Origin of the sequence: Vibrio sp. Isolate25 (assembly GCF_022398025.1) — a bacterium.
Taxonomy (GTDB): domain Bacteria; phylum Pseudomonadota; class Gammaproteobacteria; order Enterobacterales; family Vibrionaceae; genus Vibrio; species Vibrio coralliilyticus_A.
The window spans coordinates 779,889-803,216 of record NZ_JAKEUT010000001.1 but is presented as its reverse complement, the minus strand read 5'-3'; the positions used below and the strand labels follow the sequence as shown (position 1 = coordinate 803,216).

Genomic DNA, 23,328 nt, shown 5'->3' with positions numbered 1-23,328 from the left:
TGGGGCCAGGGGCCCCAGCAAATTTGAAAAATTAAGCTTGTTGACTGATGGTGTTGATTAGGTCATCGAGCGCTGGATCATGAAGGAAGTTCTTGATAGTGATGACTGGCAATCCAGTTGCAGTTACGGCTCGACTTTCAAGGCTTTCGTGGGTCACCACTATGTCAGCATGTGCTGGGACTTTTTCAATCGAAAAGTTCTTCACTTCAATGTCATAACCAGCATCGCTCAGTTTTTTCCTGAAGGTGGATGCTCCCATGGCACTTGAACCCATACCCGCATCACAAGCGAAGGCAACAAATTTGATTTTCTTCGTTTCGACAGTTGTTTGAGCGTTAGCCGTAGTGACACTACCTTCCGCTTTCATTTCTTTCATGTCGGTCACTGACTGTTCAAATTCTTTCTCTGATTCCTCGTTCTTGCTCATTTTTAGAATGGCACTGGCAACAAGGAAAGATACTATCGTTGCTGTGGTCACACCGGCAATGGTAGCGATGAAGCTGCCTTTTGGCGTCAATGCTAGATAAGAGAAGATAGAGCCAGGACTTGGACCTGCAACCAAACCTCCATCAAGAAGGTTAAAGGTGGCGATACCCGTTGCTGCGCCGGCAATCATGGCAACGATCATAATTGGCTTCATTAACACATATGGGAAGTAAAGCTCATGGATACCCCCAAAGAAATGGATGATAATCGCACTTGGAGCAGAGCGCTTACTTAGTCCTTGGCCAAATTTCGCATACGCAAGCAGCATACCAAGGCCTGGACCTGGGTTAGATGCCACCATAAAGAAGATTGACTTACCTGTTTCCGCAGCAGCTTGCAGGCCTAATGGATAGTAGATGCCTTGGTCAATAGCATTGTTGAGAAACAACACTTTAGCTGGTTCATTAATAACAGCCAGTAAAGGAAGGAAACCCGTTGCAACAAGTGCTTCGATGCCAGATTTTACAAAAAGGTTAGCAGCAGTTACCGCAGGTCCCACGATCGCATAGGCAAAGAGGCACATGACCATGCCAAAAATACCTAATGAGAAGTTGTTTACGACCATTTCAAAACCGGATGGAATCTTATTTTCCAGTTTTTTGTCTATCTGGACAATTACCCAGCCACTTAGGGGACCCATGATCATTGCACCAACGAACATAGGAATCTCTGCACCAGCAATGACACCCATAGTACCAATAGCGCCAGCAACGGCCCCACGTTTGTCTCCTACAATCTGACCACCCGTGTAGCCAATGAGTAAAGGCAGTAGATAAGTGATCATTGGGCCGACAAGTTCACCAAAATAAGCATTTGGTACCCAACCGGTCGGAATAAATAGTGCCGTTATAAAGCCCCAAGCAATGAAGGCTCCAATATTTGGCAACACCATGGCGGTCAAATGACCTCCAAAAGCTTGCACTTTAGCTCTTACATTTGTTGTCACGTTATGTTCCTTCGGGTTAGTAGTTTTTTATAATATTTAGTACATCTTGTTTAGAAGATGCAGCAGCAAGTTTAGCGATATTTGCTTCGTCAACGAGCATTTCGCTAAGTGCTTGAATAACTTCGATGTGGGTGTCTGAATCTTTAGCGGCTAGTGTTAATAGCACGTTGGCCGGCCCCATTTCAGATCCAAAATCTACGGGTTGAGTAAATACATGAATCCCTAACCCTGTCTTTAGCACTCCGGCCTCAGGGCGAGCGTGAGGCATGGCAATACCTGGACAAAGTACGTAGTATGGGCCATTATCAACCGTTGATTGAATGATTGCTTTTGAGTAATCTGCGGTGACATAACCTTTTCTTTCAAGATATCGAGTAGTAACGTGAACAGCGTCCTCCCATTGGTAATCTTGATGATCGATGACATCGATAAGGTCGTGGTCGATTAGGTCATACAGCATGTTAGCTTCCCATGTATTGCGTTATTGATAGATACATTATCTTTAGAGGCCGGTTATTTGGGAATAGAAGCTTTTTTGTGATCAGATCGACATTAAATCTTGCGTCAAGTATTTTATTTTGCTGACTCTCACAATTTACTGCTGATTTTTTCTTTCATATTTTGTTTTTATTACAAGTCAATATGTATTTTGTGGGATTTATCTCAATTTAGTCTTTGTTTTTAAGTTTGTGAATTGTGATTATCCTCTTGTTTTGTTAGTTGACTGGTGTTTATTTGTGATTTGTTACTGGTCTTTTTGGAAAGGAATTAGAGAGTTGATAGATGGGGCTGTGTGAAGTTTATCACGGTGTAAATTTATTAAGCCGTCTTGGTTGCTCACTTTCTTTAAGTTTTTTGCTCCAATTCGTGTATAAAAAAACGCCCCGCTAGTGTAGCGGGGCGTTTTCATATCAAGGTTCAGTGATTAAGCTAAAAGCTCTTTCGCTGTGTTTACTACGTTTTCAGTAGTGAAACCGAACATCTTGAATAGTTCGCCTGCTGGAGCAGATTCACCGAAGGTTGTCATACCGATGATCTTGCCGCCGAAGCCAACGTACTTGTACCAGAAGTCAGCGATGCCCGCTTCTACAGCGATACGTGCTGTTACGTCAGATGGAAGTACAGATTCACGGTATTCTGCGTCTTGCTTGTCGAACGCGTCTGTTGCAGGCATAGATACTACGCGTACCTTCTTACCTTCAGCAGTTAGTTCAGCCGCAGCGTTCACCGCTAGCTCAACTTCAGAACCCGTTGCGATAAGGATAAGCTCTGGCTTACCTTCACAATCTTTCAGGATGTAACCACCGCGAGCGATGTTTGCCACTTGCTCTTCGTTACGCTCTTGCTGTGCAAGGTTTTGACGAGAGAAGATTAGCGATGTTGGACCGTCTTTACGCTCGATTGCCAGTTTCCAAGCAACTGCCGATTCCACTTGGTCACATGGACGCCATGTGCTCATGTTTGGCGTTAGACGTAGAGAGGCCATTTGCTCAACTGGTTGGTGAGTTGGGCCATCTTCGCCAAGACCGATAGAGTCATGCGTGTANTCCACTTGGTCACATGGACGCCATGTGCTCATGTTTGGCGTTAGACGTAGAGAGGCCATTTGCTCAACTGGTTGGTGAGTTGGGCCATCTTCGCCAAGACCGATAGAGTCATGCGTGTATACTTGGATGTTCTGAACTTTCATCAGAGCTGCCATACGCATTGCGTTACGCGCGTATTCCATGAACATTAGGAACGTTGCACCGTATGGTACGAAACCACCGTGTAGAGCAATACCGTTCATGATAGCCGTCATACCGAATTCACGAACACCGTAGTGGATGTAGTTACCAGACGCGTCTTCAGCTGATACCGACTTCGAACCAGACCACATGGTTAGGTTAGAAGGTGCAAGGTCAGCAGAGCCGCCTAGGAATTCAGGTAGCATAGCACCGAACGCTTCTAGTGCATTTTGAGATGCTTTACGTGATGCAATGTTTGCAGGGTTTGCTTGAAGGTCAGCAATGATTGCGTTTGCTTTCTCTTCCCACTGTGCTGGTAGTTCACCGTTTACGCGGCGTTTGAATTCTGCTGCAAGTTCTGGATATGTTGCTTCATAAGATGCAAATTTCTCGTTCCACGCTGCTTCCTTAGCTTCGCCTGCTTCTTTCGCATCCCATTGCGCGTAGACATCTTGCGGAATTTCAAAAGGACCGTGCTCCCAACCTAACTCTTTACGTGTCGCTGCAATTTCTTCAGCACCTAAAGGTGCACCGTGACAGTCATGAGAACCAGACTTGTTAGGTGAACCAAAACCGATGATGGTCTTAGTACAGATTAGAGTAGGGCGCGGGTCTGCTTTTGCTGCTTCAATCGCTGCGTTGATCGCTTCAGCGTTGTGACCGTCTACTGCTGGGATTACGTGCCAGCCGTAAGCTTCAAAACGCTTAGGTGTGTCGTCAGAGAACCAACCTTCAACGTGACCATCGATAGAGATGCCGTTGTCATCCCAGAACGCGATTAGCTTACCCAGGCCTAGTGTACCTGCTAGCGAACATGCTTCGTGAGAGATACCTTCCATCAAACAGCCGTCACCCATGAAGGCATAAGTGAAGTGGTCAACGATGTCGTGGCCTTCTTTGTTGAACTGTGCTGCTAGAGTCTTCTCAGCTAGCGCCATACCTACAGCGTTAGTGATACCTTGACCTAGAGGACCTGTTGTTGTCTCGATACCTGGTGCGTAACCGTACTCTGGGTGACCTGGAGTCTTAGAGTGCAGCTGACGGAAGTTTTTCAGATCGTCGATTGATAGCTCGTAGCCTGCTAGGTGAAGCAGAGAGTAAATCAGCATAGAGCCGTGGCCGTTTGAAAGCACAAAGCGGTCGCGGTCAGCCCACTCTGGGTTAGCTGGGTTGTGGTTTAGGTGGTCACGCCAAAGAACTTCAGCGATATCCGCCATCCCCATAGGTGCGCCTGGGTGGCCAGAGTTGGCTTGTTGTACGCCGTCCATGCTAAGAGCACGAATTGCATTTGCTAGATGTTTGCGATCCATAATAAATACCGATTATTAGATTGTTTCTTAGAAAGGATGTGAAGAGGGGAACGCAAACGTTCCCCTCTAGAAATTCGATGGATTAAAGCTTAGCTTCAATCATTGCTTCAAGTTTGCTTTGGTCTACTGCGAAGTTGCGGATACCTTCAGCAAGTTTCTCAACTGCCATTGGATCTTGGTTATGATCCCACAGGAACTCAGCATGAGTCATTGGTGCTGGACGCTCTGCTGCGCCTTTAGAGTCAACTAGCTTTTCTACCACTTCACCTTCCGCTGCTTCGAGCTCAGCAAGAAGAGCAGGAGCGATCGTTAAGCGGTCACAGCCAGCTAGCTCAAGGATTTCACCAATGTTACGGAAGCTTGCGCCCATTACAACTGTGTTGTAGCCGTACTCTTTGTAGTAGTTGTAGATCTTAGTTACAGATAGCACACCTGGATCTTCCTGAGCTTCGAAGTCACGACCTTCTTTTGCCTTGTACCAGTCCATGATACGACCAACGAATGGAGAGATTAGGAATACGCCGGCTTCAGCACAAGCACGAGCTTGGGCAAAAGAGAATAGTAGAGTCAGGTTACAGTTGATGCCTTCTTTCTCTAGGATTTCTGCTGCGCGGATGCCTTCCCAAGTTGAAGCCAGTTTGATTAGGATGCGATCATTTGTGATGCCGGCATCGTTGTACATTTTCACTAGCTGACGCGCTTTAGCTACGCTGCCTTCCATGTCGTAAGAAAGACGTGCGTCAACTTCAGTAGAGATACGTCCCGGGATGGTTTTTAGAATTTCTTTACCGATGTTGACTGCAAGCATGTCACAAGTATCTTGAACTTGCTGTGCTTTATCAGAGCTTTGCGCTTTAGCGTATTCAATAGAGGCATCGATTAGAGGTGCATACTCTTCGATTTGAGCGGCTTTAAGAATCAGAGAAGGGTTAGTCGTTGCGTCTTCTGGTTGGTACTTTTTAATCGCATCGATTTCACCAGTGTCTGCTACGACGGTCGTTAGTTTACGAAGTTGCTCTAATTTGTTGCTCATTTCGATCATCCTATTTAATGGGCCTTCACATCAAAACAGTTAATGTGAGTGGTGCAATTGCAATCGAGTTAGCTAATTGTCTTTCAACCCTTTCCGAGTCCATCAAATCAACTAACCGGAATTATTTTCAGCGTGAGAGCATTTGTTGTGAACATTTGCTCTTACGATGAGTAAATGATGGGTCCATATTTATCTCATCTACACAGAATGTCAATTGCTAATTTAAGGTTATAGTGATGTTCATCAAGTATTTCTCCAGTTGCCTTGATGGGTTATTCGAATTAAACGTTTGCCCAGTAATGAGAAGGGTTTGTAATACTCTAATAGGGTCAAGAAATAGCCTGAGAATTTGTCCCGGTAGTGAGCAAATGTTGCATTTATCTATAGTGATAACATATGCTACGGCATTGAGCAGATGTTATATGTATATTCCTATACAGGAGCTGTAGCAAAATGAACAAATCGCAACAAGATATGTCTGATGACAGCGCTGATCTCCTTACTGAAATTTCCGTTGCGTATTATCAGGAAGGGGCAACTCAAGAAGAAATCTCGAAGAAGTTTTCTGTTTCCCGTGCGAAAGTAGGCCGAATGCTTAAGCAGGCACGTGATGAAGGCATTGTCGAGATCACCGTTAAATATCACCCTGTATTTAGTGCGAAGATCGAGCAAAGGTTAATAGAGCGATTTGGGGTCAAGAGAGCCTTGGTCGCACTTGATCAACCGAATGAAGAGCAACAGCGCCTGCAAGTGGCGGGTTTGGTTTCTAAATACATGGCTAGCTCTATTCAAAATGGCTCGGTTGTGACGGTTGGTCAGGGGCGTAACGTATCTGCTGTAGCTCATCACGTAGGAGTGATACCTCAGCGTGATGTCAAATTCGTCTGTGGTATCGGTGGTATCCACCCGAGAGGGGGGATGTTTAATGCCGATCATATATGTCGCCAGTTTGCGAAAAGCTATGGTGGTACCTCTGAAACTCTTTATGCACCAGCCTATGCAGAAAATCCTGAACAAAAACATGCATTTATGCAGAATGCAACCGTGAAGCAAACGTTGGATCTTGCCCGTAAAGCTGATGTGGCGCTCGTCGGTATCGGAGACATGAGTGAAAACAGCTATATGGTTGACTTAGGCTGGTTTACTGCGGATGAAGTGGTGCAATCTCGTATGAATCAAGGTGTAGTCGGGGACTTTGCAGGTTATGACTTCTTTGATATTCAGGGAAAATCGGCTAAGACGGTCATGAGTGATCGTGTTATTGGTCTCAGTATTGAAGAGTTTCGCCCTATTTCGGAGGTAATTGCGATTGCCGCAGAAAATAGCAAACCATTAGCCATGCTTGGTGCATTAAGAACAGGCGTCATTGATGTTATTGCAACTAGTGTGAGCAATGCGCTAACCGTTTTAAACTTGGATGAACAAATGAAATAACGAAAAAATGGTCATCTGCAGGCACGAGAGATTGCTCGTGCTTGCTCTTAAAGAGTGTTTTCAGCGTTCTCTTTTATGAAATCAATAAAGGCGCGTATTCTGGCTGGCATCTGTAAGCCATAGTTATGCACTGCCCATACAGGCGCTTTCAATGCCATTTCGTCAGCCGTTAATCTCACTAAATCACCTCGCTCAAGCTCTTCTTTAATAGCCAGGATAGGCAAACAAGCAAGCCCCAGTCCTGACAAGGTCATCAGGCGAATGGTCGGAATACTGTCTCCCATGCGAGTGGAATGGAATCGATAACTGATACTTTGTTTTCCCACCGAGAACTTTCGCTCAACATTTATGCCCTCCCATTGATTCGCAATATAGTCATATTCGAGTAGCTCGGTTGAGGTAACAGGCAGTGTAATGTCGCGACTTTTCATGTATTCCGGTGAACAGCACAACACTTGTTCCAATTCGCCAATTTTGGTCGCTCGGGAGCTGGAGTCTGGCAGCTCCCCCACTGTTATGGAAAGATCGATGTATTTATCGATCAAGTTGAGGCGCATGTCATTGGCAAGGAGTCTAGGCTCTATACGAGGATGATTCTTCACAAACCGGCACATAGATGGGCCGATAAGGTGTGTCATCAGTGTATGAGGAGAGGTAACCGTCACAGTACCTGCGAGGTCGGTATTCGATTCGCGCACCTCTTCTTCTGCCAGAGACATCAGTTTTTTCATCTCCAAGCATCGTTGGTAATAACGTTGTCCTGCTTCGGTGAGAGATTGTCGGCGTGTCGTTCGAGTCAGTAGCTTTACACCTAAATGTTTTTCTAAGCTCTGCAAATGGTGACTTAGTACAGACTTAGAAACATCGAGCTCATCTGCTGCTTTGGTAATGGATCCTGATTCGACGATTTGAGCAAAAACCTGCATACGGTGAAGGTCAGATTTCATAAGCGTTATTGTTCTATTTAATGAGATTATTTGTTGGGTTTTACTTAATTTATCATTAAATCTAAATAATTAAACTCTCCTATGAATTTAAAAAAGGAATAAAAGGAGAGAATGATGAGCATTCTAGTTCAATTTAAACTTAACCATTCGTTGAAAAACACCCAGTCTATCAAAGACTTCTTTACAGCAATCTTGCCCGATACGAGAACATTTGCAGGGAATTTGTCGGCACACTTGTATGAAAAGGTTCAGGGGCAGCATGAATTGGTGTTACTTGAAGAATGGCAGACGCCTCAACATTTTGATAAGTACATTTCGTGGCGTAAAGAGATCGGTGACTTTGACCAGCTTGGCACTATGCTTACGGATACACCAACTATTAGCATGCTTTCCAAGGAAGTGTAACGAATATTATTTGGAGTCCAGCGACGGTTCCACCACCAGCTGCTAATTACCATCAATGTGCAATGATACCTCCTGGCTCGACTCGGTTACATATAGCAGGGCAGCTTGGCATCGATGAGCATGGTAAAGTGCCGACTAGTACAGAAGAACAAATGGTTTTGGCATGGCAGAATCTGCGAGGAGTTCTACAGGCGAATCGAATGGATATACAAGACCTGATTAGCGTTCGAATTTACATGGTAAATCGACAAGATTTATCGGAATATCAACGAGCTAAAACGCGTATTCCTTTTGAAGTAGGTGGATTGCCGACTACTTTACTGTTTGTAAATGGATTATTTGATGAAAACTGGAAAGTAGAAATTGAAGCAGAGGCTGCAAAACGTTTTCAGATAAGTGAAGTACTTGGAAATTTCTGAAAACAAAGTCAACAAAGGCAGCTGTTTATCGCTGCCTTGTTTGCGATTTAGCTAATGGGCAAATGGTCACTCGCCCCCCATTCTGTCCATGAACCATCATAGATAGAGAGGTTTTTGTATCCTGTAAGCTGCGCGGCTAACAGTACAATCGCTGCAGTAACCCCTGAGCCGCAACTAAATATGTATTGAGATTTATCGCGGCTTAATGATCTTGATAAGATAGATGTTAACTCGTCGGTTGACTTGAGTTTGTGACCCTCCATTAGCTCTGTAAATGGTTGGCAAACAGAGCTGGGGATATGTCCAGCACGTATGCCCGGTCTTGGCTCAGGCACTTGCGCATTAAATCGAGCATGAGAGCGAGCATCAACCGTCTGGTTAGAGAGATTGTCTATTTGTTCTAGAACATATTGAGAATCAACAAAGTAAGATGGGTTGAGCTGACCGTCGAAATTGCCTTCAGATATCGACTCTTTGTAAGATGTTACTGTTTTGAAGCCAGCGTGTTTCCACTCAGTGAGGCCACCATTTAGAATGTACACCTCTTTATGACCCATCGCTTTTAACATCCACCACGCTCTCGGAGAGGCAAAGGTACCGCTGTTATCGTAAACCACGATAATAGAGTCTTGATTAAGACCTATGCTTCTTGCTAACTGATTGAAGCGGTCTTGTGAAGGCATCATATGTGGCAGTGAAGTGTCTGGGTCACAAAAAAACTTGTCATAATCGAAGCGGATGGTATTGGGGATCAAGTTATGCTGATCTTTTTCTGTTTCGGATGGGATCTGAAATTCAATACTGGTGTCTAAAACTACCAACTTGCCGGATTTTTCCAGTTCAATAAGTTCTGCTGGAGAGATAAGCGGTGACATGATATTTCCTTATAAGTCTATGTGATTTATAGATTTAATCGGCTCAGTTTGCCTCTAACTACACACGGCGCAATCAGGCATTTTCATGAGATTCATTTCTCGCCATGACATGGTCATCGCATCAAGAATAAGAATCTTACCTTCTTTTGCCTGTCCGTAATTGGCGATAACTTTAATCGCTTCCATTGCTTGTACCGCACCGATGATGCCAACAACTGGCGCCATGACTCCAGCCTCCACACAACTTAATGCTGCAGAGCCGAAAAGGGCACTTAAGCATTGGTAGCAAGGTTGTGCTTTATCCTGATAAGTGAAGACACTGACTTGTCCTTCCATTCGTATTGCTGCACCGGAAACCAGCGGTATTTTTAACGCATAGCAGAGGCGATTAAGTTGATTGCGAGTCTCTACATTATCCGATGCATCGAGCACTAGCGTATGCTGCTCAATTTCCTTTTTTAAATCCTCATCACTCAAGCGTTGATCTATGGTACGCACTTGCAGGTGAGGGTTCAGCTGCTGAAGAGATTCAGCAGCTGACAGGACTTTCTTTTTGCCAACGTCGACATCATGATGAAGTACTTGGCGTTGTAGGTTAGACAGTTCGACAACGTCATCATCAATTAAGGTCAGCGAGCCAACCCCAGCGGTCGCTAAGTATTGACTTGATGCACAACCAAGGCCACCAGCCCCGAGAATCAGCACGGAGCTTCGTTTCAATGCTTCTTGACCGTCAAAATCAAATTGCTTGAGTATAATCTGACGGTTATAGCGCAGCATTTCTTGATCGGAAAGGATCTCCAATGTGTTCACTCCTAGTAAAGGGTTGAATTGAACAACTGGATATTCACGGTTTCACCGACTTCAACACGGCCTCGCTCACGCTCCAAAACAACAAAACAATTGGCTAAACTCATCGAGCGAAACGCGCCAGAACTCTGGTTGCCTGTCGTTTCTACTACAAACTTGCCATCTTCGATGGTGTAAACACCACGCTGGTAATCTGTACGCCCCGGTGATTTCTTAAACGCAGTGCGGGTTGTTGCCGGTATAGACTCAGGCGCTGTCCATTCAGTATGTCCGGCAAGCTTGGCTAGCATAGGTTGAACCAGAACGTACATGGTTAATACCGCTGAAACGGGGTTACCCGGAAGGCCGCAGAACCACGCGGTCGATAATTTGCCAAAGGCAAATGGTTTGCCCGGCTTAATAGCAAGCTTCCAAAACCCAATTTGGCCCAGTTCTTCAAGAATATCTTTCGTATAATCAGCTTCCCCGACACTCACACCGCCCGAAGTAACGACGACGTCAGCTAAAGTTTGCGCCTTTTCAAAGGTGGCTTTTAACTCTTCAGGACAGTCAGGGATAATGCCAAGATCAATAGGTTCACAACCAAAGTTCTCGATCAGTGGTTTTATGCCATAACGATTGCTGTCGTATATTTGGCCAGCTTTGAGTGGTTCTCCAAGAGGCTTTAGCTCATCACCTGTTGAGAAGAAGGCAACGCGAGGCTTACGAACGACAGTGACATGGCTGATACCCAAAGTGGCAATCATCGGGATATCTCGAGCGGTAAGGCGTGCCCCTTTTGGTAGTACGACGTCATCTTTGCGAATGTCATCACCTGTAGGGCGAATGTTGTTCTGCGGCTTCACATCGGTCTGATTGAACTGCACGCCTTGTTCTGTCTGCTCAGTGTTTTCCTGCATGATGACGGCATCGCAGCCTTCAGGAATTTGAGCGCCAGTCATAATGCGAACGCATGTGCCTTTTGGCCATTCACCCTCAAAAGGTTGGCCTGCAAAAGATTTACCCGCTAAAGGCAGAACATTATTGTTGTTTAAGTCGGCAATACGAATTGCGTATCCGTCCATGGCTGAGTTATCAAAAGGCGGAACGAAAATAGGGGAAAGTATATCTTCAGCAAGAACATAGCCAATGGCTTCGGCAAGAGGCAGTTGTAAGGTGGTTTGGATTGGTTTAATTGGCGACAGCATTTGTTCCATCGCATCTTCGATTGGCATCAGGCCAGGAGCGTCACAGCAACCCATAATACAGTCCTAAATCATTATTATATTAGCGTTTAATGAACATCACTTTATCACAGAAATCATAGTCGCAATAATGACCACGGATAAAATATGGGTGTAATTATTCAAAAATCCGAGTATCCTTGTCAGCCATCCGAAAGAGGTAAATCCCTCGATTTCTGGGTGTTTTGAGTTGTTCAGTACTGAGCCAGAGTTTGTCGAGGCTTCAGTCAAATTCAATCGATTGAAGTATGTACGGCAAGTTGATGTAAGAGGAAGTGGAATGTCAGGTCTTAGCGAATCCGCGAAGTTGGTAAAAGATGCGCTAGAAAGCCGTGGTTTGGAGACGCCGATGTCACCGAACCAAATCAGTCGCGAAGAGAAAAAGGAAAAGATTCAGCACCATATGCGTGAAATTCTTTCTCTACTCGAGCTTGACCTTACTGATGACAGTCTCGAAGAAACACCGCATCGCATTGCTAAGATGTACGTTGACGAAATCTTCTCGGGGCTTGATTACGCGAACTTCCCTAAAATTACAGTGATTGAGAACAAGATGAATGTGAGTGAAATGGTGCGTGTTAAAGACATCACACTCACAAGCACTTGTGAGCATCACCTAGTAACGATTGATGGCCGTGCGACTGTAGCGTATATTCCTCGCGGAAAAATCATTGGCTTGTCTAAGATTAACCGCATCGTCCGTTTCTTTGCGCAGCGCCCTCAGGTGCAAGAGCGCATGACTCAACAAATTCTAGTCGCACTACAAACTCTCTTAGAGTCTGATGATGTTGCTGTGACTATTGATGCCACGCACTATTGCGTGAAATCTCGTGGAGTGATGGATGCAACAAGCGAAACCACCACCACTGCGTTAGGTGGTATTTTTAAGAGCAACTCGGCTACGCGCCACGAGTTCCTTCACGGAATTCGCTAGACAGTCAGTCGATTTACGAATTATTCAAAACCGCTTCCTTGTTGAAGCGGTTTTTACTTTTTTAACTGCTGACGGTCCTTGGTCGTTAGCCATCCTTGAAGGATACACTTGTGACAACCTCATTTAAGAGTCTGAATCTTAGAAGCGAATTGATAGAGACGCTGAACAGCCTTAACTACACGGAAATGACGCCTATACAACAACAGGCGTTGCCGATCGTTCTTGAAGGTAAAGACGTGATTGGGCAGGGCAAGACAGGATCGGGTAAAACAGCGGCGTTTACACTTGGGTTACTAAGCAATCTGAACGTTAAACGCTTCCGTGTTCAGACCTTGGTACTGTGTCCAACTCGCGAGCTCGCCGATCAGGTAGCGAAAGAGGTTCGTACACTGGCACGTGGTATTCACAACATCAAAGTTCTCACGCTGTGTGGTGGCATGCCGATGGGGCCTCAAATTGGCTCACTAGAGCATGGCGCGCATATCTTGGTGGGTACGCCTGGGCGTATTCTAGATCACCTTTCTAAAGGTCGTATCAATCTAGCTGAGATGAACACTTTGGTTCTGGATGAAGCTGATCGAATGCTTGAAATGGGCTTTGAAGAGGCTATTGACGCCATCATTGACGAAGCACCTCAAGACAGACAAACCTTGTTGTTTAGTGCAACGTTCCCGAAAAACATTGAGTCATTAGCATCTAAAGTGATGCGTGATCCTCAAATGATCAAAGTGGAATCAACGCATCAGACAACGACCATCGAGCAGCGATTCTACAAGTTAAACACAACAGAAGAGCGTGATGATGCTCTGGAAGCTTTACTGCTGACACACAAACCTGAGTCGTCAGTTGTGTTCTGTAACACGAAGAAAGAAGTCCAGAAGGTGACCGATGAGCTAAGCCACCGTGGGTTTAGCGTTGTTGAACTTCATGGTGATATGGAGCAACGTGAACGTGAGCAGGCATTGACTATGTTTGCTAACAAAAGTGTGTCGATTTTAGTGGCCACCGATGTAGCGGCGCGTGGCCTTGATGTTGATAACCTTGATGCTGTGTTTAACTTTGAGTTATCTCGTGACCCAGAAGTTCATGTTCATCGTATTGGTCGTACTGGCCGTGCCGGGTCGAAAGGGGTGGCATACAGTTTCTATAGTGAGAAAGAGGAATACCGCGTCGCACGAATTGATGAGTACATGGACATTGCCATCTCTCCTGCGATGCTGCCTGAAAAGCCAATCGAGAAACCTTTCTATCCTAAAATGCAAACTATTCAGATCCTTGGTGGTAAGAAGCAGAAAGTACGCGCAGGTGATATCTTGGGTGCTCTCACTAAACAGGCGGGTCTGGACGGAAACAAGATTGGTAAGATAAATATTCTGCCAATGGTTTCTTACGTCGCGGTGGAACATGACATTGTCAAGCCCGCTTTAAAGCAGCTTCAAACGGGTAAAATGAAAGGACGAAACTTTAAAGCTCGAGTTATGAAATAAAGAAAAGCCAGCCATTGACTTGGCTGGCTTTATCTCGACATGTTGGATGGATTAACTGTCGAATAAATACAGATATTCTCCATAGCCTTTTTCTTCAAGCTCATCGATGGGAATGAACTTCATCGCGGCTGAATTCATGCAGTAGCGTAGACCTGTTGGTGCCGGTCCATCTTTGAAAACATGACCTAAGTGAGAATCCGCAAATCGACTTCTGACCTCGGTTCTTGGGTACACCAAGTGATAGTCGGTTTTCGTGATAATGTAGGCTTCATTAATGGGTTTGGTGAAGCTTGGCCAGCCTGTGCCTGATTTGTATTTATCAGTAGAAGAGAATAAAGGCTCACCTGATACTACATCCACATAGATACCACGCTGCTTGTTATCCCAGTACTCGTTGTTAAACGCGCGTTCTGTCCCTTCTTCTTGCGTGACGTAATACTGTAGGTCTGTTAGTTTTGCTTTGATTTCTTGCTCAGAAGGTTTCTTATATGGCTTTACGTTGGCTACTGCCTTATGTGCATCAATCAATTGACGCAGTGTCTTCGGGTTTTCTTCTCTATCATTACCGAAGATGTCATCCAAATATTGATCACGGCCAGATGCGTAGCGATAGTAGTTATAACGGATTTTATTCCTCTTGTAGTAGTCCTGATGATAGTTCTCTGCTGGCCAGAATTTAGTGAACTTAATGAGTTCGGTCTTGAGCGGCTTTTTAAAGATCCCTAATTCTTCGATTTCAGTCATAAAGCTTTCTGCGATGCGCTTTTGCTCATCGTTATGATAGAAAATGGCAGGGCGGTATTGCGGACCACGGTCCACAAATGATCCTTTGTTATCAGTAGGATCAATATGACGGAAGAATTGATCAAGAACCTGCTCGTAGCTAACGGCCTGTGGATCAAACTTCACTTCGATGGCTTCAATGTGGCCCGTTTTACCTGATGCAACCTGCTTGTAGGTGGGATTCTCTAATTTACCGCCAGAATAACCCGACACAACATCAAGGACGCCAGGCAGTTTCTCTAGATCAGATTCAGTACACCAGAAACAACCACCTGCCAGCGTTGCTACCTGATACTCTCCATGAGTCGAGCTTTTCGTCATGTCGCTGCCTGCTGTACCAAAAAATGACGCTAATGCAGCAGCCAGAATGATGGCTGAAAAAATTATCTTCGACTTCATTTTCATATCAACCTCTTCGATTGTTTTGTCTTTGATTAATAAGAAAGGCCAGTTGAGGAAAAAATTGCATGAGATCTGATTTTTTGAAAACTTTCTTCGATGACAGGGATATTTCCACACTAAGCGAGTGCCTATATCGCCTTTTCCCATCATAGGATTCCTTTTTATATGTTTGATTACTGGTTTGAAAATTACTTTAATTTTAATAAGTTAAGTTTAATTTGTTCAAGATAAAGGAATCGAACACTCATAGCAGTAGCTTGACTTAATAGTGTCTTGCACTATTACTTACCGATAACAGCAACTTAATACTGATGGAACAGTGTTTGGAGTTATCATTATGAAAAAAACCTTAACTTTGCTCTGTGCGGTTATGGCTTCTGCCTCGGTCTTTGCAAAAAACGATGTCACTGTTTATGGTGACGATTCATACCCTCCTTATTCTTATGTCGAAAGTGGCAGGGTTACAGGTATTTATACAGTTATTCTTGAACGAATTTTTTCTAAGATGCCGGACTATAACGTGACTATAAAAGGTGTGCCTTGGAAGCGTGGGTTATCTGAAGCTGAAGGTGGAAAAATCTTCGCTCTTTATCCTCCGTACAAACGTCCGGAGCAGCGGCCATACATGGAATACGATATGCCAATACTTGATGAAAAGCTTGTCGTTGTGTGTCAGAAGTCTGTATTGAGTAACCCTAGACCAAATTGGCCGGGTGACTATATGGGCCTTACGATAGGTAATAACGCTGGGTTTTCCGCGGGTGGCGATGAATTTAGAGCAGCGGTAAAAGCAGGCAAGATCAAACTCAACGAAACCAAAGGCACGCCTAAAAACCTTCTTAAGCTTATTGCTGGCCGTGTCGATTGCTATATGAATGATGCTCTTTCAATCCAGTGGGAACTCAAAAAACTGCAGAATGAAGGCAAGTATGATGGTCAAAGTATTGTTGAAGGCGCGACTATCAGCTCGGAGCAAGGGTTCTTAGGCTTCGTGACTGATGGTGCCAAGTTCCCCTATAAAGAGGATTTTAAAGCACAATATCATAAGATTTTGTCTGAAATGAAAGAGAGTGGTGAAGTCGATCAAATAGTGAATGACTTTATCAAATGACATCCAAACATGGGTCGACTCGCAAAGGGTCGGCCTGTTATTTTAAAACTTTTAAATTTTCCTTTTGATATTCCTTCCGATCAAGTGTTGAAAGACCAGTTGCAATTAACTGATGGATTGCTTTGCGAACTTTGCAAACAGAGCAAAGATCATTGTAATTATTAATCAATACCATAGACTACCTCTATATTTACTGTTGAGACTAAGCAAATGGATCTGAATACATTCATTGAACAATTAAGCCGTGCCCCTGAGTCGATTGAATTTGAGCACACGATGGCAGTTATAGACGCACATTATGTTTTTACGCCAACGGCTTTTACAAATGGTGAGAGTGAGAATGAAGCTAATCAGAATAACGGCTCATGCAAGATATTTGCTTTCGCGAAACTTAACCAGTTGTCAGAACAAGCCACCTTAGCCTGCTTTGGCCGTTTTTATAGGGAAGATGTGCTGCAAAACCCTGATGGTCATGATCATGCTAACATTCGCAACTTCATGAATTCGGGCTGGCAAGGCATCAAATTTGAGTCAGAAGCGCTTATTCGTCGATGATTAATGAGGAGCAGCATTGCTCCTTTTTTCATGGGTAAAGAACTATGAACAACAAACAGCTTATTGAATATCTTGATACTTTCATGAGTGTTGAATCGGGCCATCCGTTTGGCCCTGAAGCTCTAGTGTATAAAGTGAAAGGAAAAATGTTTGCAATCTTATCCGAGAGAGAAGGGCGTGAATATGTCACTGTCAAGGTAAAACCGGAAGATGGTGAGGTTCTGACTGGTCAATTTAATGATATTACACCTGGTTACTATACCAATAAAAAGCACTGGGTAACGGTTTACTATCCTGGCGACGTTGAAGATGGCTTGATTCAGGATCTCTGTGAGCGCTCCTATGAATTGGTCGTGAGTAAATTGCCTAAAGGGCAAAGAGTCCAACTAGGTTACGATTGAATCTTAAGACTAGTTAATCGATCAAATAAGCAACCACTTGGTGCAAATGCCAGCAGTCAAATAGAAAATGGATATTTTGATTTGACTCTCTCTCTGCAATCCGTAAAGTGTGCGTTGAGCGTGGCGGTGGGTAGCTAAAGCGCGAGAATAAAGGCGCGTTGGCAGAGTGGCTATGCAGCGGATTGCAAATCCGTGGACCTCGGTTCGACTCCGGGACGCGCCTCCATTCGACCTCTTCTACTAGAAAACTCTTATATAACTAACTTTGTAATGGCGTAGCTGTCTAGCTTCGACGGTACGATTGGTTGTGTCACAACCACTTGTTTAATATCCTCAAAAAAAGCCCCGCATTGAGCGCACAACATACTATCTGCTTCTGATAGCAAATACTCTTCACTGCCGCACAGCAGGCAACACAATACTTTGTCGTCTTGATTTGATTCCATGAAAGCTCCAGCAGCAAAAGTAACTAGGTATGTTCTATAGCTAAGGTTTTTTATTATTGTTTAATAATGAAAATAGCTAGAATATCTGTATACGATGACATTCTAGTTGAATACTCTTTCAAATATGCTTTTTTGGGATGGTTTTCGTTAACTATGAGAGTGAATTCATAAATTTATGGCTTGTTTTATAAACAAACAGATCTAGAAGAAAAGCTATAAGTGAAACGCTGCTCTATGTATATGAGGAGCTTTTCAGTTTAGCTTACTAACTTGACCGCTTCACGAGTGAGTTTTGCCAGTTCTGGCCAATTCTGTTCTTCAACAAGGCGTTTCTCAACCATCCATGTTCCGCCACACGCCAAAACTCGAGGAATAGAAAGATAGTCTTTAATGTTTTTAGGGTTAATTCCACCCGTTGGCATAAGGTGAACATCTGAGTAAGGTGCTAAGAGTGATTTGACCATTTGCACACCACCAGACGCTTCTGCTGGGAAAAATTTAAGAGTGGTTAAGCCAAGTTCTAAAGCGGCTTCAATCGTGCTTGGATTATTAACTCCGGGGATAATGTCAATACCAATTTCCTGACAAGCTTTAACTGTGTTTGGATTAAACCCTGGTGAAACGATGAACGTCGCGCCAGCTTCTTTGGCTGCTATTGCTTGTTCTTTATTCAAGACTGTGCCAGCACCGATTAACATATCTGGCTGGGATTCTCTTAGTAGGCGAATGGCTTCCACGGCAGCTTCAGATCGGAACGTAATTTCGGCCGCCGGTAATCCGTTTTCTACGAGAACTTTACCAAGAGGGACAATGTCCTTTGCATCGTCAATCGCAATAACAGGGATGACTTTTAGTTTTTGTAGTTGTTCGTTAATAAGTGACATCGATTTACCTTATCTTCATACGCAGCTTGTATTGAGTGATTATCGTCTTGTGACCATAAAGCAGGACGAAAATTGCTTCGCAGGGATTTTAGCAGAGTCAGTAAGTTGGCTCTATCTTCGTCAGATAATATCGCAAGACTACTCCACTGATATAAATCATATCGACTTGGAACTGGTTAGATTTAATGTCAATAAACTGAGGAGTTTAGAATAGTTCCAATTTTAGTAGATATAAAATGATAAAGAGTAAACAGAGGGCTTTGAATCAGCCCTCAATAAAGGTTTAGGTACGATCAGCGAGATAAGCTTCGTAATCTGGGATTTCTATGTCTACTTCAGACTCGATTAAATCAGACTCAATTAAGAAATTAGCCGTAGCACGGTTGGTTGCAACAGGGATGTTCCAGACACTTGCAATTCGGAGTAGGGCTTTCACATCAGGATCATGCGGCACGGCATTGAGCGGATCCCAGAAGAAGATCAGCATATCAATTTTCTTTTCTGAAATGAGAGCACCGATTTGTTGGTCACCACCCATAGGGCCTGAAATCATACTCTTAATCGCGAGTCCGGTTTGTTTACTCAGCATTGAGCCTGTGGTTCCTGTTGCATAAAGAAAGTGACGTTGAAGTTTTTCCTTATGCTCAGTGACCCAGCGTAGGAGTTCTGGTTTACAGTTATCATGGGCAACCAGAGCAACATGTTTGTGTGCAGGCAATGTGCGAGTTGTTTTCTGCATTATTGATTTTTCCCTAATATTTTTAATTAGTTACGTAAAACGTAGGTCTGTATTCCGATGGTGACAAGGATTCAGCTATAACTTTTGGTTTTAAGTTTTTGGGTGTCAGTGCTTCGATAATCGGAGCTTCAATAGTTTCATACGATTGACCTTTCAGATAGCTTACCGCTTGTCTGACAGATAAGCGACCTTGTTTAACCATTTTGTCAGTAGGCGCAAATTCTACGCGATTTCTTAGCAGCCCTCGATAGACACCATGGCTCAAATAAGTAGAGACCAAACCGATATTCTCTGTTTTCCCTGCGTTTCTTAGCTCACTAATCGCGGCTTCAATGGCCACTGCACTGCCGACTAGGTAAGAGATGTCTTCTATTTCAATCGCTTTTTGTACTAGATTACGCTGAAGCTCTTTATCATTATCGGCCCAGTAGGTTTCGACAATTTGAATGTCACTATCTTCGATAGCGCTAAGAAAGCCACGAATCACAGGTTTTGTCCCACCACTGGAATTAGGGCCGGGTAGTAAAACGATTTTTATCTCACCAGAGCCTTTCGGGTGTTTATTTTTAAGGTATTGGCCGGTGTAGAACCCCATCCAATACCAATCTACCCCGACTTCTCCTTTAAGCAGTTTTTGTGATTGGCTACCGAGGATCATCTGATTGACACTGGCGAAGACAGGGGTTACTCCTGCGTATTGACGCAGGCTATTCATGTATAAATCTGGTGCTACAGTACCGAGAATAATGGCATCAGCGTTCCAGCTTAGACATTTACCTAGCTGTTCTTTTTGCTTAAATTGATTCGGATACCCACCAGCTTCAAAGACCTGTAAATTGACGCCAAGGTTTTTGGCTTCATCAACCATACCGTAGTTAACGGACAACCAATACGAATCTTTAAGGTGCGGGTATAAAGCACACAGTCGGTAGGGAGCCTGTTCCGCGTATGCATAAATTGGTGAAAAGGCGCGAATTAAAATGGCTGAGATCAATAATCGTTTTGCTGATAAAGCTGAAAGCATGAGGTATATGTTGGTAATCGTTACGTAAACACTGCAAAATATAGCGTATTCTCTCAGTGTAAAGAAGTGTCGTTACTTAATGTTACTTGCCAAAGCCAGTATCGGTCGAAAGTTGCTGTTTGCGTTTCTTGCCATGGCTCTGCTGGTATGTATTTCTGCATTAATTGGCGTGTTTGGTTTTTCTTCTGTCGCTAAAACGGAAAGAAACGTTGTAAATTCCGCCATTCCTTCCATGATCGAAGCGCGTCAAGTCTCTGAGCTGAGTGCAAAAATTATTTCCTCCGTACAAACCTTATCGAATGCCAAAACTGAAGTGCAACGCCAGAAATCAGGCAAAGAATTGTTTTCGCAATTGGAAAGTTTGCTCACACATATTAAGCAGCTTGGCTCTGACTCATTTGACTCTGAACTTCTGACTCGATTGGAAGCGGATGTCCAGACAGTGATCAATACTTTAGTGGAGCTAGGTATTGTGGTAGAGAAAAGACTCCAGCTTAATCACCAACTGGCTGTGACAACCACAGAATTGCGGGAGTTGGCATCAGAGCTCGAACAGTTGACACGCACTCAGGTGGCGAATACCAGTACTATCGCTGTTGCCAATGTGACTCACATCTATGATTTGCTAGAAGAGAAGCGAACAGAGCAAGCCTATCAAGCCTTGGATACCTTAGTTGAGGTCGATTTGGACCTCGCTGAGCGACTGCATGAATTACACCTTCTCGCGTTTAAGATGCTCAACCATATTGAAGAGACGCGAACGATTTCTGATATTGAACGAATTCGAACGGTTCGAGAAGAGTTCATGGATAATCTTGACATCATGAAGCGCCGAGTTCGTGGTGTAGAAGATCCTACCCGTTCTATCCAAATGGAAGAATTGCTTATTCAGCTTAAGCATGGTGAAAGGGTTTTTGACGTTCTTCTACAACGTTATCAAAACGAGAAAGCAGCCCAACAGTTGATGCAAGATACGTTGACACAGTTTACGGCTTTGAACACCACAGTAAATAAGCTGGTTGATGATTCTAACCAAGCAACAACACGTGCAGTCGAGAAGTTAAAAACAACACTGGATTATGCTCAACTTAGCCTGACACTGATCACTGTGCTTGGGATGTTGATCGTGGTTATGATCGTTTGGAAAGTGGTTTATGTTTCAGTGCTTAAGCGTTTAGCGGAGTATTCATCCGCCTTGCTTTCTATTGCTCAAGGTCAACTTAAGGTCGACATTACGGTAAAAGGGAACGATGAGCTTGCTCATATGGGTCAAGCGATCATCACGGCTAGGAATACCGCTCAAGCATTAAAGGTAGTCGCTGAAAGCGAAACGAAAGCGAAACAGGAACTACAAGAACACAAAGAACACCTCGAAGAACTCGTGACGGAGCGAACTCACCAGTTACAAGATACCAACAAGCGTCTAAATCATGAGGTGTTAAATCACGCTAAAGCACGTCGACAAGCAGAACAAGCCAACCGAGCTAAATCCGCGTTTCTAGCTACGATGAGTCATGAGATCAGAACGCCTATGAATGGTGTTCTTGGGACTGCTCGATTACTTCAAGAGACGGGATTGAATCAACAGCAAGCACACTACGTAGATGTCATTAATCGCAGTGGTAATACACTGCTCGCCATACTTAATGATGTCCTTGATTATTCCAAAATCGAAGCAGGGCACCTTGAAATTCGAGCCGTGGATTTTAATCTTTATGACATGGTTGATGATGTCAAGCAGCTGCTAGAAGGACGGGCAAAGGAAAAGCAAATAGAGCTCAATGTGTTGATAGAAAGCGATGTGGCTCAATTTTTCTTTGGAGACGCAACTCGTATTAATCAAGTATTGACCAACCTGGTAGGCAATGCGGTCAAGTTCACTGAGCAAGGCCATGTCGATATCTATGTGACCAACGATCCAGACAACCCCGAGAATGTATTGTTTGAAGTGTCCGATACCGGGATTGGGATCAGTCAGGACGAACAAGGCACGTTATTTGAAGCATTCACCCAAGCGTCTGGTGGACTTCATTCTAAAGGCGGTACAGGCCTCGGGTTAGCGATCAGTAAGCGTATTGTTGAAGCCATGGGAGGTTCATTGATACTCGAGTCTGAGCTTGACCAAGGCAGTCAGTTCAGTTTTAGTATACCGCTGAGCCAAGGTGCGGAAGTTCAGCCAAAAGAACAGAGCGTTCGTCCATCACTTAAAGCAAGCGTTCTACTGGTGGAGGATAACCCTGTAAACTGTATGGTTGCTGAGGGGTTCCTGAAAAGCTTGGGGCACGAGGTCATGACTGCCACTAATGGGGTAACGGCTCAAAAGCTTTATTCGGATTACCATTTTGATATTGCTCTCCTCGATATTAACTTACCCGACTGTAATGGTGTCGAATTATTGAACGAGCTAAAGTGTTTAAATGGTGACACTGTCACACCTGTGATTGCTATTTCTGCTCATGTTTATAATGAGGAAGTTCAAAGTTACCTCTCTGCTGGTTTTGATGGCTATCTCCCGAAGCCACTGGATAAAGATGCGCTTAGTGATGTGATCCAAGATAGCTTAGAAGGGCGAGTTTTGAGTTTGGTTTCAACTGAACACGAGAAAACTTCCCCTCTAGTTCTGATTGATCCGAATGTAGTTGAAGAAGATTCCCTCGTTTTAGGTAGTGAAAAAATGAGAGAAATCATTAACCTGTTTATTGCAGGGGCTAATGAAGCATTGAATTTTATGCAAATAGCCGCTGAGCAAGATGACCCGAATCAAATAAAACAACTCGCGCATAAGTTGAAAGGTTCAGCAGGAAGCTTGGGTCTGCTAGCATTGTTCGACGCTTGTTTAAGCATTGAGAAGTCTCAGCAGCCAGTAAAGGATTATTTGGCTTTCCGAGCTCAGCTTCAAACACTCATTGATGAATCAAAACAAGCGCTCAATAAATTGGTTGACTAG

22 protein-coding genes and 1 tRNA gene are annotated in these 23,328 nt (G+C 44.0%); 10 read left to right on the top strand and 13 right to left on the bottom strand.

Annotated features, from left to right (window positions below):
- Positions 1 to 31: 31 nt before the first annotated feature.
- The 4 genes from L1D15_RS03490 to tal all read right to left on the bottom strand — a co-directional run bounded on the left by L1D15_RS03490 (position 32) and on the right by tal (position 5,502).
- Complete coding sequence (locus L1D15_RS03490; RefSeq protein ID WP_255906873.1) at positions 32 to 1,432, bottom strand: PTS mannitol transporter subunit IICB; 1,401 nt, start codon at positions 1,430 to 1,432, stop codon at positions 32 to 34.
- Between the two features lie 16 nt (positions 1,433 to 1,448).
- Complete coding sequence (locus L1D15_RS03485; RefSeq protein WP_239864137.1) at positions 1,449 to 1,892, bottom strand: PTS sugar transporter subunit IIA; 444 nt, start codon at positions 1,890 to 1,892, stop codon at positions 1,449 to 1,451.
- 465 nt (positions 1,893 to 2,357) lie between these two features.
- Complete coding sequence (gene tkt / locus L1D15_RS03480; RefSeq protein WP_239874685.1) at positions 2,358 to 4,469, bottom strand: transketolase; 2,112 nt, start codon at positions 4,467 to 4,469, stop codon at positions 2,358 to 2,360.
- An 82-nt stretch (positions 4,470 to 4,551) separates the two neighbouring features.
- Positions 4,552 to 5,502, bottom strand: coding sequence for a transaldolase (gene tal, locus L1D15_RS03475; protein ID WP_239874684.1), 951 nt, complete (start codon positions 5,500 to 5,502; stop codon positions 4,552 to 4,554).
- A 453-nt stretch (positions 5,503 to 5,955) separates the two neighbouring features.
- On the opposite strand from tal, the gene L1D15_RS03470 reads away from it, so the two are divergent.
- Positions 5,956 to 6,936, top strand: coding sequence for a sugar-binding transcriptional regulator (locus tag L1D15_RS03470; RefSeq protein ID WP_239874683.1), 981 nt, complete (start codon positions 5,956 to 5,958; stop codon positions 6,934 to 6,936).
- Between the two features lie 47 nt (positions 6,937 to 6,983).
- Here L1D15_RS03470 and L1D15_RS03465 read toward each other — a convergent pair whose 3' ends face one another.
- Positions 6,984 to 7,883 (bottom strand): LysR family transcriptional regulator, encoded by a 900-nt coding sequence (locus L1D15_RS03465; RefSeq protein ID WP_239874682.1) that lies wholly within the window; start codon positions 7,881 to 7,883, stop codon positions 6,984 to 6,986.
- Between the two features lie 114 nt (positions 7,884 to 7,997).
- On the opposite strand from L1D15_RS03465, the gene L1D15_RS03460 reads away from it, so the two are divergent.
- Entirely contained in the window at positions 7,998 to 8,288 is a 291-nt protein-coding gene (locus tag L1D15_RS03460) for an antibiotic biosynthesis monooxygenase (RefSeq protein ID WP_239874681.1), read from the top strand.
- A gap of 5 nt (positions 8,289 to 8,293) precedes the next feature.
- Positions 8,294 to 8,707: a RidA family protein gene (locus L1D15_RS03455; protein WP_345779246.1), complete on the top strand. Its 414-nt coding sequence runs from the start codon at positions 8,294 to 8,296 to the stop codon at positions 8,705 to 8,707.
- Between the two features lie 47 nt (positions 8,708 to 8,754).
- Here the strand turns inward: L1D15_RS03455 and L1D15_RS03450 are convergent, their stop codons facing one another.
- Genes L1D15_RS03450 through moeA form a run of 3 tightly spaced genes read right to left on the bottom strand, consistent with a single transcriptional unit; the run spans position 8,755 to position 11,633 of the window.
- The gene (locus L1D15_RS03450; RefSeq protein WP_239874679.1) at positions 8,755 to 9,582 is read right to left on the bottom strand and encodes a sulfurtransferase; all 828 of its coding nucleotides are present in this window, start codon (positions 9,580 to 9,582) and stop codon (positions 8,755 to 8,757) included.
- 54 nt (positions 9,583 to 9,636) lie between these two features.
- Positions 9,637 to 10,386 carry a molybdopterin-synthase adenylyltransferase MoeB gene (gene moeB, locus L1D15_RS03445; protein ID WP_239874678.1) on the bottom strand — a complete coding sequence of 250 codons (750 nt, stop codon included), beginning with the start codon at positions 10,384 to 10,386 and terminating at the stop codon, positions 9,637 to 9,639.
- A gap of 11 nt (positions 10,387 to 10,397) precedes the next feature.
- The gene (moeA, locus tag L1D15_RS03440; RefSeq protein ID WP_239874677.1) at positions 10,398 to 11,633 is read right to left on the bottom strand and encodes a molybdopterin molybdotransferase MoeA; all 1,236 of its coding nucleotides are present in this window, start codon (positions 11,631 to 11,633) and stop codon (positions 10,398 to 10,400) included.
- A gap of 262 nt (positions 11,634 to 11,895) precedes the next feature.
- Between moeA and folE the strand changes: the two genes are divergently transcribed.
- Together folE and dbpA are read left to right on the top strand one after the other, a co-directional pair.
- On the top strand, positions 11,896 to 12,549 hold the full coding sequence (folE, locus tag L1D15_RS03435; protein ID WP_239874676.1) for a GTP cyclohydrolase I FolE: 654 nt from the start codon (positions 11,896 to 11,898) through the stop codon (positions 12,547 to 12,549).
- A 110-nt stretch (positions 12,550 to 12,659) separates the two neighbouring features.
- Positions 12,660 to 14,036, top strand: coding sequence for an ATP-dependent RNA helicase DbpA (gene dbpA / locus L1D15_RS03430; protein ID WP_239874675.1), 1,377 nt, complete (start codon positions 12,660 to 12,662; stop codon positions 14,034 to 14,036).
- A 51-nt stretch (positions 14,037 to 14,087) separates the two neighbouring features.
- On the opposite strand, the gene msrB is transcribed toward dbpA, so the two are convergent.
- Positions 14,088 to 15,224: a peptide-methionine (R)-S-oxide reductase MsrB gene (gene msrB, locus L1D15_RS03425; RefSeq protein WP_239874674.1), complete on the bottom strand. Its 1,137-nt coding sequence runs from the start codon at positions 15,222 to 15,224 to the stop codon at positions 14,088 to 14,090.
- 334 nt (positions 15,225 to 15,558) lie between these two features.
- On the opposite strand from msrB, the gene L1D15_RS03420 reads away from it, so the two are divergent.
- The 4 genes from L1D15_RS03420 (at position 15,559) to L1D15_RS03405 (ending at position 17,514) form a co-directional block, all read left to right on the top strand.
- Positions 15,559 to 16,332 carry an ABC transporter substrate-binding protein gene (locus L1D15_RS03420; protein WP_239864122.1) on the top strand — a complete coding sequence of 258 codons (774 nt, stop codon included), beginning with the start codon at positions 15,559 to 15,561 and terminating at the stop codon, positions 16,330 to 16,332.
- Positions 16,333 to 16,542: 210 nt separating this feature from the next.
- Positions 16,543 to 16,887, top strand: a complete 345-nt coding sequence (locus L1D15_RS03415) for a HopJ type III effector protein (RefSeq protein ID WP_239838928.1) — start codon at positions 16,543 to 16,545, stop codon at positions 16,885 to 16,887.
- A 44-nt stretch (positions 16,888 to 16,931) separates the two neighbouring features.
- A complete protein-coding gene (locus L1D15_RS03410) occupies positions 16,932 to 17,288 on the top strand; it encodes an MmcQ/YjbR family DNA-binding protein (RefSeq protein ID WP_239838929.1) in 357 nt (118 codons plus the stop codon).
- A 152-nt stretch (positions 17,289 to 17,440) separates the two neighbouring features.
- Positions 17,441 to 17,514 (top strand) — tRNA-Cys (locus L1D15_RS03405).
- Positions 17,515 to 17,539: 25 nt separating this feature from the next.
- Here L1D15_RS03405 and L1D15_RS03400 read toward each other — a convergent pair.
- The 4 genes from L1D15_RS03400 to torT all read right to left on the bottom strand — a co-directional run bounded on the left by L1D15_RS03400 (position 17,540) and on the right by torT (position 20,381).
- Positions 17,540 to 17,734: a hypothetical protein gene (locus L1D15_RS03400; protein ID WP_239874673.1), complete on the bottom strand. Its 195-nt coding sequence runs from the start codon at positions 17,732 to 17,734 to the stop codon at positions 17,540 to 17,542.
- Positions 17,735 to 17,991: 257 nt separating this feature from the next.
- Positions 17,992 to 18,618, bottom strand: coding sequence for a bifunctional 4-hydroxy-2-oxoglutarate aldolase/2-dehydro-3-deoxy-phosphogluconate aldolase (locus L1D15_RS03395; RefSeq protein ID WP_239864116.1), 627 nt, complete (start codon positions 18,616 to 18,618; stop codon positions 17,992 to 17,994).
- Positions 18,619 to 18,901: 283 nt separating this feature from the next.
- Positions 18,902 to 19,357 (bottom strand): methylglyoxal synthase, encoded by a 456-nt coding sequence (locus L1D15_RS03390; RefSeq protein ID WP_239838932.1) that lies wholly within the window; start codon positions 19,355 to 19,357, stop codon positions 18,902 to 18,904.
- A gap of 22 nt (positions 19,358 to 19,379) precedes the next feature.
- On the bottom strand, positions 19,380 to 20,381 hold the full coding sequence (torT, locus tag L1D15_RS03385) for a TMAO reductase system periplasmic protein TorT (protein WP_239874672.1): 1,002 nt from the start codon (positions 20,379 to 20,381) through the stop codon (positions 19,380 to 19,382).
- A gap of 79 nt (positions 20,382 to 20,460) precedes the next feature.
- Here torT and torS point away from each other — a divergent pair, with 79 nt between their 5' ends.
- Entirely contained in the window at positions 20,461 to 23,328 is a 2,868-nt protein-coding gene (gene torS, locus L1D15_RS03380; protein WP_239874671.1) for a TMAO reductase system sensor histidine kinase/response regulator TorS, read from the top strand.

Excerpts from the sequence above, each read along its gene's own strand:
- L1D15_RS03485 (WP_239864137.1), bottom strand. The coding sequence starts at position 1,892 with ATGCTGTATGACCTAATCGACCACGACCTTATCGATGTCATCGATCAT.
- tal (WP_239874684.1), bottom strand. The coding sequence starts at position 5,502 with ATGAGCAACAAATTAGAGCAACTTCGTAAACTAACGACCGTCGTAGCA.
- L1D15_RS03470 (WP_239874683.1), top strand. The coding sequence starts at position 5,956 with ATGAACAAATCGCAACAAGATATGTCTGATGACAGCGCTGATCTCCTT.
- L1D15_RS03465 (WP_239874682.1), bottom strand. The coding sequence starts at position 7,883 with ATGAAATCTGACCTTCACCGTATGCAGGTTTTTGCTCAAATCGTCGAA.
- L1D15_RS03460 (WP_239874681.1), top strand. The coding sequence starts at position 7,998 with ATGAGCATTCTAGTTCAATTTAAACTTAACCATTCGTTGAAAAACACC.
- L1D15_RS03450 (WP_239874679.1), bottom strand. The coding sequence starts at position 9,582 with ATGTCACCGCTTATCTCTCCAGCAGAACTTATTGAACTGGAAAAATCC.
- moeA (WP_239874677.1), bottom strand. The coding sequence starts at position 11,633 with ATGGGTTGCTGTGACGCTCCTGGCCTGATGCCAATCGAAGATGCGATG.
- folE (WP_239874676.1), top strand. The coding sequence starts at position 11,896 with ATGTCAGGTCTTAGCGAATCCGCGAAGTTGGTAAAAGATGCGCTAGAA.
- msrB (WP_239874674.1), bottom strand. The coding sequence starts at position 15,224 with ATGAAAATGAAGTCGAAGATAATTTTTTCAGCCATCATTCTGGCTGCT.
- L1D15_RS03420 (WP_239864122.1), top strand. The coding sequence starts at position 15,559 with ATGAAAAAAACCTTAACTTTGCTCTGTGCGGTTATGGCTTCTGCCTCG.
- L1D15_RS03415 (WP_239838928.1), top strand. The coding sequence starts at position 16,543 with ATGGATCTGAATACATTCATTGAACAATTAAGCCGTGCCCCTGAGTCG.
- L1D15_RS03410 (WP_239838929.1), top strand. The coding sequence starts at position 16,932 with ATGAACAACAAACAGCTTATTGAATATCTTGATACTTTCATGAGTGTT.
- L1D15_RS03400 (WP_239874673.1), bottom strand. The coding sequence starts at position 17,734 with ATGGAATCAAATCAAGACGACAAAGTATTGTGTTGCCTGCTGTGCGGC.
- L1D15_RS03395 (WP_239864116.1), bottom strand. The coding sequence starts at position 18,618 with ATGTCACTTATTAACGAACAACTACAAAAACTAAAAGTCATCCCTGTT.
- L1D15_RS03390 (WP_239838932.1), bottom strand. The coding sequence starts at position 19,357 with ATGCAGAAAACAACTCGCACATTGCCTGCACACAAACATGTTGCTCTG.
- torT (WP_239874672.1), bottom strand. The coding sequence starts at position 20,381 with ATGCTTTCAGCTTTATCAGCAAAACGATTATTGATCTCAGCCATTTTA.
- torS (WP_239874671.1), top strand. The coding sequence starts at position 20,461 with ATGTTACTTGCCAAAGCCAGTATCGGTCGAAAGTTGCTGTTTGCGTTT.